The sequence below is a fragment of the Micromonospora sicca genome, from assembly GCF_003172935.1.
Classification (GTDB): domain Bacteria; phylum Actinomycetota; class Actinomycetes; order Mycobacteriales; family Micromonosporaceae; genus Micromonospora; species Micromonospora sicca.
In genome coordinates, this window is record NZ_QGKS01000482.1 from 1 (window position 1) to 11,612 (window position 11,612).

12 protein-coding genes and 1 pseudogene are annotated in these 11,612 nt (G+C 70.6%); 5 read left to right on the forward strand and 8 right to left on the reverse strand.

The annotated features are described in order from the left end of the window. The first annotated feature begins 205 nt into the window (after positions 1–205). Together DKT69_RS34900 and DKT69_RS34905 are read left to right on the forward strand one after the other, a co-directional pair. Entirely contained in the window at positions 206–898 is a 693-nt protein-coding gene (locus DKT69_RS34900; RefSeq protein WP_109805637.1) for an NAD(P)-binding domain-containing protein, read from the forward strand. Between the two features lie 68 nt (positions 899–966). Further along, positions 967–2,388, forward strand: a complete 1,422-nt coding sequence (locus tag DKT69_RS34905; protein WP_146231299.1) for a zinc-ribbon domain-containing protein — start codon at positions 967–969, stop codon at positions 2,386–2,388. Between the two features lie 430 nt (positions 2,389–2,818). On the opposite strand, the gene DKT69_RS34910 is transcribed toward DKT69_RS34905, so the two are convergent. From DKT69_RS34910 to dcd, 5 genes and pseudogenes are all read right to left on the reverse strand, one after another. Then, a complete protein-coding gene (locus tag DKT69_RS34910) occupies positions 2,819–3,103 on the reverse strand; it encodes a hypothetical protein (RefSeq protein WP_109805639.1) in 285 nt (94 codons plus the stop codon). Further along, positions 3,096–3,791 carry a hypothetical protein gene (locus DKT69_RS34915; protein WP_146231300.1) on the reverse strand — a complete coding sequence of 232 codons (696 nt, stop codon included), beginning with the start codon at positions 3,789–3,791 and terminating at the stop codon, positions 3,096–3,098. The genes DKT69_RS34910 and DKT69_RS34915 overlap by 8 nt, the downstream gene beginning before the upstream one ends. Positions 3,792–4,170: 379 nt before the next feature. After that, positions 4,171–5,025: a DUF6042 family protein gene (locus tag DKT69_RS34920; protein ID WP_109805641.1), complete on the reverse strand. Its 855-nt coding sequence runs from the start codon at positions 5,023–5,025 to the stop codon at positions 4,171–4,173. Positions 5,026–5,046: 21 nt separating this feature from the next. Beyond that, positions 5,047–5,268, reverse strand: a complete 222-nt coding sequence (locus DKT69_RS41665) for a hypothetical protein (RefSeq protein ID WP_497529441.1) — start codon at positions 5,266–5,268, stop codon at positions 5,047–5,049. Then, positions 5,245–5,760, reverse strand: a pseudogene (gene dcd / locus DKT69_RS34925) (dCTP deaminase); the annotation flags it as partial. The gene DKT69_RS41665 and the pseudogene dcd, both read right to left, overlap by 24 nt. Before the next feature lie 537 nt (positions 5,761–6,297). Here dcd and DKT69_RS34935 point away from each other — a divergent pair. Beyond that, on the forward strand, positions 6,298–7,794 hold the full coding sequence (locus tag DKT69_RS34935; protein ID WP_109805643.1) for an SNIPE associated domain-containing protein: 1,497 nt from the start codon (positions 6,298–6,300) through the stop codon (positions 7,792–7,794). 370 nt (positions 7,795–8,164) lie between these two features. Here DKT69_RS34935 and DKT69_RS34940 read toward each other — a convergent pair whose 3' ends face one another. Both DKT69_RS34940 and DKT69_RS34945 read right to left on the reverse strand, forming a co-directional pair. Next, positions 8,165–8,740 (reverse strand): hypothetical protein, encoded by a 576-nt coding sequence (locus tag DKT69_RS34940; protein ID WP_146231301.1) that lies wholly within the window; start codon positions 8,738–8,740, stop codon positions 8,165–8,167. A 59-nt stretch (positions 8,741–8,799) separates the two neighbouring features. Beyond that, positions 8,800–9,879, reverse strand: a complete 1,080-nt coding sequence (locus tag DKT69_RS34945; RefSeq protein ID WP_236648578.1) for an ATP-dependent DNA ligase — start codon at positions 9,877–9,879, stop codon at positions 8,800–8,802. A 159-nt stretch (positions 9,880–10,038) separates the two neighbouring features. Here DKT69_RS34945 and DKT69_RS34950 point away from each other — a divergent pair, with 159 nt between their 5' ends. After that, positions 10,039–11,187, forward strand: a complete 1,149-nt coding sequence (locus DKT69_RS34950; protein WP_109805645.1) for a PIN domain-containing protein — start codon at positions 10,039–10,041, stop codon at positions 11,185–11,187. Positions 11,188–11,189: 2 nt separating this feature from the next. Continuing rightward, the gene (locus DKT69_RS34955; protein ID WP_146231302.1) at positions 11,190–11,408 is read left to right on the forward strand and encodes a hypothetical protein; all 219 of its coding nucleotides are present in this window, start codon (positions 11,190–11,192) and stop codon (positions 11,406–11,408) included. A gap of 10 nt (positions 11,409–11,418) precedes the next feature. Here the strand turns inward: DKT69_RS34955 and DKT69_RS40450 are convergent. Beyond that, positions 11,419–11,612, reverse strand: a 194-nt coding sequence (locus DKT69_RS40450; RefSeq protein WP_438361906.1) for a hypothetical protein, incomplete at its 5' end; no start/stop codon positions are given.

Below are 11,612 nucleotides of genomic sequence, written 5' to 3' on the forward strand. Positions count from 1 at the left end.
GCCGCTCTGCCCACCCGGCCCCGCCCGTGCCCGAGGCCGATACCGGCACTGCCCGTCCACGCTCGCCGGTGCTCGCCGCCGCGCAGGACGTACTGCTAGGGATGGCTGTCCCGTCGAGCTGCGGCCGGGTGGCGCGTGGCGGCACGGCTGGAACTCGTTGCGGTTGTTCTCCCCAGCGGAGTACAGCCCGCTGCCGGGGTGGGGGATGCCTCGGCAGGAGGGCGAGGAGTTCCCGACCGCCGGGCACGTCGTGGACTACCTACGGGCCTACGAGCAGCGGTACGACCTGCGGGTGCGCCGGCCGGTCCGGGTGCACGAGGTGCGGCCAGCCGGGGAGCGCCTGGCGGTGGAGACCGACGACGGGAGCTGGCTGGCCCGGTACGTCATCTCCGCCACCGGTACGTGGGACTGCCCGTACGTGCCCGACATCCCGGGCCGTGAGGAGTTCGCCGGCCGGCAGCTGCACACGGTGCACTACACCTCGCCGGAGCAGTTCCGGGGGCAGCGGGTCGTGATCGTCGGCGGAGGTAACTCCGCGGCGCAGATCCTGGCCGAGGTGTCCCGGGTCGCCGAGGCCACCTGGGTCACCCTGCGCCCGGCGCGGTTCATGCCGGACGACGTCGACGGTCGGGTGCTGTTCGGCGTGGCCACACGCCACGCGCAGCAGGGATCGCCGCAGGGCGTGTCCGACCTCGGTGACATCGTCATGGTCCCCAGCGTCCGCGCCGCTCGTGACCGCGGCGTCCTCACCGCGCAGCCGATGTTCCAGCGGCTGACCCCACGCGGCGTCGCCTGGGCCGACGGCCGGGAGCAGGTTTGCGACGCCGTCATCTGGTGCACTGCCGATCGCGCTCACTGGGCGCTGACCAGCGACGACGCGCTGAGCCAGTGGCTGTGACCTCTGCGGAAGACCGAAGTGGTCAAGCTGCCGGGCACTGTCGTGGTGACAGCGCCTCAGCGTGCAAGGTGAGGAACCACCAGAAATCGAAGTCGCTGGGCGTTGGCGGTGACACTGTAGGAAGGATCTGCGGGGTCCGCGCGGCCTTGATGCGTTGGTCGTCGCGGAAGGCCATCGTGCCGGGCGATGAGCCGGTCTTGTACCCGCATCCCGGCGATGCTCGGCAGCTCAATGCCGTCCCCGCGCGGCAACCGGGCATGGTGCAGACTGTCGCGGTGGTGAGACCCGATGCCGACCGTCGTCAGCGTCGTTCGCTGGCCGATACCCACCCCGAGGTGGGCATGTTCTGGGACATCGAGGCGAATCTACCGGCAACGCCCTTGACGGTGACGGCCAAGTCGCACCTGCTTGCATGGTGGTTCTGTTCAGCAGGCCATGCGTTCCAGGCGAAGGTGGGTGCGGTCGCCTGCACGGATGGGACGATCTCGACCCGCGCGTGCGATGAATGTCGCGCCGAGGACGAGGCCGAGACGGCAGCTCTCGTCACCGTCCGGATCGATTCCCTGCCCGAACTCGTGGCCGCCTGGTGCGACGACGAGCCGATTGGTGATCTCCTCCTCGGCGACCACGCAATGCGCAAGCTGCACTGCCCGAACGGTCACCGTCCGCGCGTCTCGCCGTTTCGGTACTACACCTCAGGGTGTCCGCACTGCAGCGTAGTTAGGGCTCCGACCGTGGCGGAGGCGCATCCCGAGCTTGCCGCGCAGTGGCACCCCACGCGCAACAGGCGGACCGCCGACGACATCGGAGAGTTCTCCGTCCGGAAAATCTGGTGGCTCTCCCCCTGCTGCGGTTGCGAGTGGCAGGCGTCGCCTCAGCAACGGCTGACGGAGCCGCGTCACCGCTGCCCGGTCTGCGAGTCGATACTGGACAGCCTGGGGGAACGTGACCCGGACCTGGCCCGACAGTGGCATCGGGCCAACGCGCTGACCCCCTTTCACGTGAAGCCGTACTCGTCGCACGTCGTGCGCTGGGTGTGCCCTGCAGACGCCAGTCACGAGTGGGAGGCGTCCGTCGGAACCCGCTCGGCGGGAACCGGATGTCCGCATTGCTCCACCGCCGGCACCTCCATCCCGGAGACCATGCTGGTGGAGGCTCTGCGGGCACACTGGACGCAGACCCGGCAGGGTGCAACGGTGCCGCGCACCGTCAACGGGCCAGCATGGCGTGTGGACGCCCTCGTCTCCGCCGGCGGGCGCCACCTCGTCGTGGAGTACGACGGCCAGTACTGGCACGCGGACAAGACCACCCTCGACGAGATGAAGACCCTGGATCTCCTCGCCTCCGGCCACCACGTCGTACGGATCCGCGAGAACGACCTCCCTGACCTCCCGATCAGACACGACAGGTTGCTGCAGCTCCGCCACCGGCCCCGATTCGACGCCGTGGCGCCTCTTGGGGCCCGAATCGCGCAGTGGTGGGACTCCTGACCCTGAAGGGACGCCGGATGCGTACGAGCCCGGAACGCCCGCAGTTCATCCGCTCACGCACCGGCGGTGGTAGCCGATACCGGCACCAGCCCGGACTCCACGAAGCGAGCAATGCCGCCGGCCGGTATCCGGGTGCCCCGTCCGCGTTCAGCCCTTTGCGCCTGTGCTCGGCCGGGTCTGGGTAGGCGTAGCCGGTCACCGCATCGGCCTCTTCACGATTCGGTCCGTGCAGCAGGGTCATCTCCCGCGACAACGGCACCACCGGCAACGCGCTGACTCCAGCCGCCGCTGCAGATCCCCGAACTCCTCAGCTGCGTCCCGCAGCACGCTTGCAGCGGTACGGGTCTGCAAGCTCGCGACGGACCACTACCGGCTGGTGTGCGTCACGTGTGACCGGCCCGTGGCCACCATGCACGTCCAGCGCACTCCATCACCGGCCGGCCGCTGACCGGGCCTGCTCCTGCCTGGCCGCCTGCACCCGGTCGACGTCCTTCTTGCGCATCCCGAACGTCGCGTTGGGCCCGAACGGGCCCTTCCACGGGTACCCGGCCATCAGCGCCGCGGCGACCAGCTCGCCGTTGCTGACGTAACGGCCCAGCAGGTCCTCCACCACGTGCTTCATCCCGTAGCTGCCGGTCGTGGGGGTCTTGATCGGGGTGATGTTCGCCCGCAGCCACCCCAGCACCTCCTGGACCTGGCGCTCAGCGTCACGCAAATGCTCCCGGTTGAAAGTGCAACTGCTGGTCCCGCTCCTCCCGGCTCAGTCGGCTGTCGAACACCCGGAAGCCGGCGTAGCCCAGCGTCGGGTGAGCCTCCATCACCTCGGCGAGGCTCAGCGACGGACCCAGGGTCATCACCCCTCGCGGGGCCGCCGGCCGGGCTGGCGGGTCCCCGGCGCCGGTCTTCTCGATCGGCGGCTCACCCCGTCGGCGGCGGCAGCTCGGGTGTTCGCAGACCGCCGGGTCCGGCAGGACGCGGACGGTCAGCCGACGCAGGGCATCGGCCCCGTCGAGCGCCGCGGCGATGCCGGCCAGGTGCTCGCGCTTGGTCGCCTTGTAGCCGCCGCCGATGCCGATCCACGCTCCCCGCTCACCAGCCGGCCGCTCCTGCAGCGCGCCCGCCACGCCACGCGCCAGGTCGTCGAGGCCCCACCAGCCGTCACCGTCGCTGATGGTCAGCGCGATCAGTTCGCCGTGCCGGGCGATGAGGTCGGCCCAGTAGCGGCAGTAGACCGGACGCCGCCAGGCGGCCAGCGGAGGACGCAGCTCGACCTGCGGGCTCACCGGCGCCGGCGTGGGGGCGGTGGTGGGGGAAAGGGCCTGCCGCATCGCTTCCAGGTACGGCACGCCGGTGCTGGCCTGCTGCGCCCTGATCTCCATCTTGCGGCGACGGTTCCTGGTCATCGGCACTCCCTGTCGCGAGACGCCCCACGTCCGCCTCGCCGCTGGAAAAGACCGACGAGACCAAGCTGCGCGATTCGGAGAACCTTGTCCTCGGCGCGGCAGTGGACGTGGGCCACCGATGCTCGGAACGGGCAGGCGCTTCTGCCGCCGCCCACCCTACGTCCTCGCCGGGTCTCGGCGCATCGACCAACCCTGTCGTAGGCCGCCGAGCGGCGGCCATCCGTGCGGACCGGCGAACACTCGCGCGGGAGCACCCGCTGCCAGGTCCATGTCCGCAGCGAAATCCAGCGCCGAAGTTTGCGCGGTGACTATGTCATCGAGCACGGTGGCGAGCTGCGCTGGCGAGCGGCCTTTCGCAACGGCCGGCGAAGCGGGCGGCTCAGGCGTCGGGGCGTTCGACTGGCCGGTTGAGCTGTACGGAGATCCGGTCGGCGTAGAACCGGCTCGGATCGACGACGAGGTCGAACCGCTGATGAGGGACCAGCCGCTCGGCGTCGACCGGGGCACCCTGCCGCTGGGCGGAGAAATCCCCCTCGTCGATCAAAACCTGGACCGCATGGCGTACGTCCTCCGCGTCCGAGCCAATCGCGGTGGCGAGCCGATCGAGCGAAGTCGGCAGCGTGACCCGGCTGAGGCCGCCGCTCGCATCATGGATGAACAGCCGCAGCACCCGCTGCGACAGCGCCCCGTACCGCGACCGCCACCGCAGCCTGTCCTCCTCCGCCCGCTGCTCCGGGCTCAACGGCAGGACCTCGGTAGGCAGCGGCGGGTTCGCGGCCAGCCGCAGTGCCTCGCCCTCGTCAGCCGCCTCGACCTCGATGAGGCCGAGCGTGATCATCAGGTCCAGCACCTGCTCGGCCGTACGTACCGGGTGGATTCCGAGGCTGGTGGTCACCTCGTCGTACTCGCCGATGCGTCGCTGCTGGTCGGCCAGCTCTTCCTCATACGCCTGCTCATCACCGGATTCGCCGGTCGGCCGAGCCGCTGCCGGCCACGCCGGCGCTGCGGGCAGGCTGTCCGCCAGCACATCGGGTGCCAGGTTGTTGTCGAGATCGACGCCGGCACGGCGGGCATCCCATACGCGTTGCGCCTGCACGGCCTCGCGCCGGCTTAGGTCGGGGAAGCGGTGCAGGAGGTGCTCGAAGTCCATCGCGGACAGCGGCAGCCAGCGGTACCAGCCCAACTGAAATAGCGCGGGAACACGGATCGGCTCGTGTCCATCCGAATCGGTCATCGCCGGATCGTACCCATCCCATCACCCGCTGCCCGTCACGGCGCGGCTGGCTGGCTGCCGATGGCGGGCGTGCGGCGGACCAACTCCGGGCAGCAGCGCGCCGTCCGGGCCGGGCGTCAGGGCGAACACGCCGGTGGCGGAGTAGGTCTCGTCGGCGGCGATGACGGTCTGCGGCGTCCAACCGGCGGGCGGCGGGGTGGCGGGCGACTCGATCAGCAGCCCCTGGTACCGCGACCCGTACACCGCCGACCCGTACGGATACGCCGCTGGCGACGACAGCCGGAACACGCACAGCTGCCCGATCTTCATCCCCGGCCACAGGACGATCGGCAGGTTCGCCACGTTGGACAGCTCCAGCGTCACGTGCGCCGAGAAGCCCGGGTCGATCCACCCCGCGGTCGAGTGCGTCATCAGCCCCAGTCGGCCCAGCGAGCTCTTGCCCTCGAGCCGGCCCGCGAGCCGGTCACTCAGCGACACCACCTCGAGCGTCGACCCCAGCACGAACTCGCCCGGGTGCAGCACGAAAGGCTGCCCCTCCGGCACCACCACCTCGCTGGTCAGGTCGTCCTGCTGCACGGACGGGTCGATGTGCGTGTAGAGGTGGGTGTTGAAGACCCGGAACCGGTTGTCCAGGCGCACGTCGACCGAGCTGGGCTGGATGAGCTCCGGCTCGAACGGGTCCAGGGCCAGCCCGCCAGCGGTGATCTCCGCGAACAGGCCCCGATCCGACAGCAGACTCACCGCGACCCCCCGACCGGTTGCCCGTGCCCGCGCTCCACCTCGGACACCTTCGCCGCCCGGCCGGGGAGGGGCTTTCGCACACCTCGTACCGGCTGCGGTCCAGGATCGCGGTGTGCCGCCACGTGTCGCTGTGCCGGCCGACCAGGACCAGGCAGTTGGCGCACAGCTGCGCCGCGGACGCGGCGGCGGGACGGGTCTTCATGATGAGCCGGATCCTTCCGAGCGGGGACGCTTACGTCGCCTCGCTCGGGTCGCTCACTCGCGCCGCCCCAATGTACCGAGCAGCGGGGACACCCGCCCTGCGCTGGCGGGTGAAGTGGCGCGGCCGCGACGCGCCACTGCGCTCGCTGGGAAGGTGCTAACGGTCTGCCCGCCTCAGCACGTCGGCCTTACCCCGAAGCACCTGCGGCTGATTGACCTGTTCATCGAAGGCCACCACGCTTGATCAGTTCGCTTCCGTCCGTCCCGCCACGAGCGCGCCGGCGCGGTGGCTGACTGGTGTGCGGCAGCCGGAAAGGACACACGACCCCCATGACGATGCGATACAACCCACCGCCGAACTGGCCCCCGGCCCCGGCCGGCTGGACACCCCCGGCTGGCTGGACGCCGGACCCGGCATGGGGCCCTCCGCCTCCTGAGTGGCAGCTCTGGATCAACGAGGACATCCCGCTCCTCGGGGCCCGCGGCAAGGCGCGGGAGCTGGCCGCCGAGAACGCGCAGCTGCGAGACAAGCTCCATTCGTGGCATGCCGAGGCAACCAGGCTGCAGGGCCAGCTGGACCAGCGACAGGGCGAGGTCACCCAGCTGCGAGCCGAGCGCGACCGTCTGCAGTCCGAGATGCAACGGCTGGGGCAGATGGCCGCCATCGAGCTGGAGCAGTACCGCGACCGGCTGACGCAGCAGACAGCCGAGCTCGACCAGCGATTGGGCACGCTGAGCCGGCAGGTGGTCGTCACCGAGGAGACCGTGCTGCTGCAGGAGGTCGGGGTGTACGAGTACCGGCACCCGCTGACCGACGCCGTCGCCTACCAGGGCAAGCTCGCGACCGTCCAGGACCGGATCAAGGCTATGGCCATGAAGGATGGCGGCGCCGTCCAGGCGGACACCCGCGTAACCATCTCCGGCTCCGAGGCCAAAGGACGGGCCATGGTCCGGGACTACTCGAAGCTCATCCTGCGCGCCTACAACGCCGAGGCCGACAACTTGGTCCGCGGCCTCAAGCCCTACAAGCTGGACTCGGCCATCGAACGCCTGAACAAGGTGGCGGAAACGATCGCGCGTCTGGGCAAGTCGATGGACATCCGGATCTCCAAGGACTACCACCGCCTGCGCAGGAAGGAGCTCGAGCTCACCGCGGACTACCTGGCGAAGGTTGCCGAGGAGAAGGAGCGGGAGCGGGAGGAGAAGGCGCGCCTGCGCGAGGAGCGGAAGGTCCAGCAGGAGATCGAGCGCGAGCGCGCACGCCTGGAGAAGGAGAGGCAGCACTACGTCAATGCGCTCGCCGCCCTTCGGGCCAAGGGTGACGCCGAGGGCGTGGCCCAGATGGAGGAACGCCTCGTCGAGGTCGAGGCGGCGGCGGAGGCCGTGGACTATCGGGCCGCGAACGTTCGCGCCGGGTACGTCTACGTGATTTCCAACATCGGGGCGTTCGGCGAGAGCATGGTGAAGATCGGCATGACCCGGCGGCTTGACCCGCTCGACCGGGTGCGGGAGCTCAGCGACGCCTCGGTCCCGTTTAACTTCGACGTGCATGCCCTGTTCTTCTCCGAGGACGCCGTCGGCATCGAGACCCAGATGCACACCCGCTTGGCGGACCGCCGCGTGAACCTCGTCAACCAGCGCCGCGAGTTCTTCCACGTCACCCCTCAGGAGGCCAAGACGCACCTGCTCGAGCTGACCGGCAACCTCTTGCAGTACGACGAGGTGCCTGAGGCCCTGGAGTACCGGCAGAGCCTCACCAGCGCGCGGGTGGAGCCGGTGAGGAGCGGCACCAGCAACGCGACAGCTGGCGACGGCCCCAACGCCTGACCGGCCAGCTTCCGTCCGGCCCGCCAGGCGCGGGCCGGCGCGGTGGATGACCGATCAGCGGCAACCAGCACCGAAAGCAGCTGCTCGCCGCGGCCGCCAGCGGACAAGACCCTGGTGGCCGAGGGCCGGCCCGCTGCAGAGTGATCATGGAGACGCCTGGCGGGGAGAGGCGGAGGAGCCGTCACCCTCGCCGCCGGCGAGGGACCGGGGCGTCGTCGTGTTCGAGGTGTCGACCGCCGCCGCACAGGCCAACGCCCGACTCCAGTAGCCGCCCGTACGCTGCCCGCCAGCTGATGGCTGGCGGGCAGCGTACGCCGGCAACGGGAAGCCCCGCCCACCGAGAAGTGGGCGGGGCCTAGCCGTGCCCGCGTCAGCTCAGCTTCCACTCAGCCGGTTGACCCTCGTTGGCCTGCCCCTCGTACGCCGCCACGGACGGCTTGCCCTTCGCGGGCACCGTGAAGACGACCCACCCCTTCACGCACCGGCCCGGCTTGAGGGTCTTGGGGTCGTACGGGTACTCGGCAGACACGACGCCGGACCAGTAGGTGCTGGTGGTCGTGCCGTCCGACCATGCCAGCGACCAAGGTGCGACGCTCACCTGCTGCGGCTTGCTCGCGGTGGCCAGGTTGCAGGTCTTCACCTCGAGCCCACCGAGCGCCTCGCCCTTCTTCAGGGCGCCATCGCCGGCCTCGCCGATCGGCTGCTTGTACCGCAGCACCGTGGTGGTCATGGTGTTGTTCTCGAACGTGAAGGTCTTACCGAGGGCGAGCATGCCGTCCTGGATCGGGCTGGCTGACGGCGATGCCGTCGGCGTCGACGAGGCGGCGGCCGCCGATGTGGGCGCGAGGGTGCCGCTGGTCGTAGCGGGCTTCTCCGGCCCACCGCCGCATCCGGCAAGGACGGTCACCAGGGCGAAAGCAGCAGCGTAGCGGTGGACGCGAGTCATGGCCCGGACCGTAGCAGTCGCCAACCAGGCGACGGGGCCGTTCGGTATCCGCCGGCTGGCTACGCCTCGCCGAAGTAGCCCTCCTCCTCGCCGAGCAGCAGCGGCACGTCGTACACCGACATGTCCCGCCGGGCCCGCGCATACCGCACCCGATGCCGCCACCGCCCGTGCTCGAACGCCACGTCGGCGTCGATCTCCGCCACCACCGTCGGCTCCACCTGCACGTACCGCAGCGGCTCCGGCCGCTCCAACTGCCCCGACCAGGACGCCGGCAACGGCTCCGGCCACGGGTGCACCACGGCGGCACGGCGGTGCTGCAGAGGGTGCAGCGGAGACAGCATCCCGCCGAGCTCCTCCCGCTGGGCGCCGGTCAGCGGGTGGGTCCGCCCGGTGTACCGCAGCCGGCCCCGCCGATCGAACCGGCCGAGCAGCACGGTGACAGGGCTGCGGATGCTGCCGGTCACCCCGCCGACGATCGCCTCGGTCACGAGCCGGGTCCGGAACTTTGACCAGCCACGCCTGCCCATCTCGTACCTGCTGGTCAGCCGCTTGGTGACCACGCCCTCGATGCCCGCTGCGACGGTCCAGTTCAGCAGCCAGTCCGCGACCTGCCGCATGTCGGTCGTCTCCGGGGTCAGGGTCAGCTGCGTCGGCGCGTCGACGAGCAGCTGCTCGAGCCGGGCCCGGCGCTCCGAGAGCGGCAGGTCCAGGATCACCTCGCCGCCGGCGTCGGCGTCGGCGTCGGCCAGCAGATCGAACAGCACGTAGTGGGCCGGGCATTCGTGGACCAGGCTGAGCAGACCGCGGCCGGCGGTGACTCGCCGCTGGAGCAGCGCGAAGTTCGTCCGACCGCGCTGAAACACGATCAGCTCCCCGTCGAGCACCACTCCGGGCGGGAGCGTCCGAACGGCCCGGGTGATGTCCGGGAAGTACACGGTGAGGTTTCGGCCGGCTCGCGACTGCAGGTACACCCCATCGGTCTCGCGGAAGGCGATGCACCTCCACCCGTCCCACTTGGGCTGGTGGATCAGGTCGGGGCCCTCTGGCACGGCGTCGACCGGCGTGGCGAGCATCGGCGCGACCGGCCGGCGCAGCACGGGGCCCGCCGCCGCGCTGGCCCGGCGCCTGGCCGGGCTCACCGCCCGCGCCGGCTGTGAGCACTCCTCATCTTCGCCCCCTCAGATCATCGTGGGGGAGAGCGGAGCCGACACGGGCGAAGATCCACCACAACGAATGGGCCTTGCGAGCCGCAGCCTTTCAGGGTGGCGCGGCCCGGCCGTCGGGGGAAGGATCTGCCCGTGCTCATCACGCCACTACCCGGCAGCAGCCGCGAGGCCCTCCGCTCCGTCCTGACCCAGGTTCACGAGACGGTCGCGAACCTCCGCAGCGGCGGCCCGCCCGACGCGCTCTCGCGCGCCCTCGCCTACCTCGACTGGTGCCACGAGGCACAGCGGCAACTCCGCCACCAGGTCCGGCCGGCTGAGCTGGACTACCTGGTGCCGCTCAAGAGCTACGAGGTGGTGCTCTCGGCGGCTGGCTCCTTCGGCGATCAGAGGGTGGGGGCTCGGCTGATCCATGGGCTGGTCTCGACCCAGCTGGACGAACGGGTGAGCGTCCTCCAGGCCGCGCTCGACGACCTCGCCGAGCAGGTGAAGCGGTTCGAGCGGCCCGGGGAACTCCTCGTGCTCGACACCAACGTCTACATGGAGCACCCCGAAAAGATCGAGGCCTGGGACCTCGCCGGCGACCTGTACCTCGGCTTCGAGGACGTCCGCATCATCGTGCCCCTGGTCGTGGTCGACGAGCTCGACAAGGGCAAGCGGCAGGGCGCCGAGCGGGGATACCGCGCCGGCTACTCCGTCGCCTACATCGACCGCATCACGCTAGAGCAGGGTGGAGTGATCCGGGCGCAGGACTTCTCCGTCGAGGAGAAGGCGCGCGGCATGGTGACCGTCGAGGTACTCCTCGATCCGCCGGGCCACGTCCGGCTGCCCAGCAACGATGACGAGATCGTCGACCGGGCTGTTGCCGTGCCCGGCCGGCCCGTCCGGCTGGTCACCTACGACACGAAGATGGCCATGCGCGGCCGCCACGTCGGTTTGCGGGTGCACAGGCTGGAACAGCCGGAGCAGGAAGAGGGGAAGCAGCCGCGGCGGCGCCGTGGGCGAGAGGCCAAGGGTGGCGATCGCGACGCCGAGGTGGAACAGATCCGCGACCCTGCCGAGCGTGCGGTCCGGGCCGGTGAGCTCATCAACGTCCGACAGCAGTCGATCGGCTACCTGTCCCGGATCCGGCGGGAGGCGATGGATGAGATGGTCGCCGACGGGCTGAACCACAGCCAGATTGCCGACCGGACCGGGCTCACTCGGCAGCGAGTCGGGCAACTGCTTGCCGCGCCGCCGGCGGATCCGACTCCGGCGCCGGAAGACCAGCTCGCTCCGGAGTGATCATGGAGACGCCGGGCGGGGGAGAGGAGGACCCGTCGCCCGTCGTCGGCGGCGAGCCACCCGGCGTCGTGGTGTTCGAGGTGTCGACCGCGCGGCGGGTCGGCTTGCAGCTGCGGTACGGCGGCGGGCCCTGGCTCGACGAGATCCGCGTCGCGGTGCTGACGCTGACCATGCAGCAACGACTCGGGGGGCGCCCCGCAGGACACCCCCCGAGTCGTTAGGCCAGCCTTGCTACTCCGTGCGCCTGCGGCGGAGCCGGAAGGCTGCGGCGGAGCCGACTACGGAGCCGACCAGCACGCCACCCAGCCCCACGATGAGCACGCCACTCCCGGAGTCCAGACCGGAGGAGCTGGAAGCTGGGGCCAGGGTCGGCTCGGGGTCGGGCGGCATCGTGGTGGTCGGGGCGGGATCGGGCGGCGTCGTGC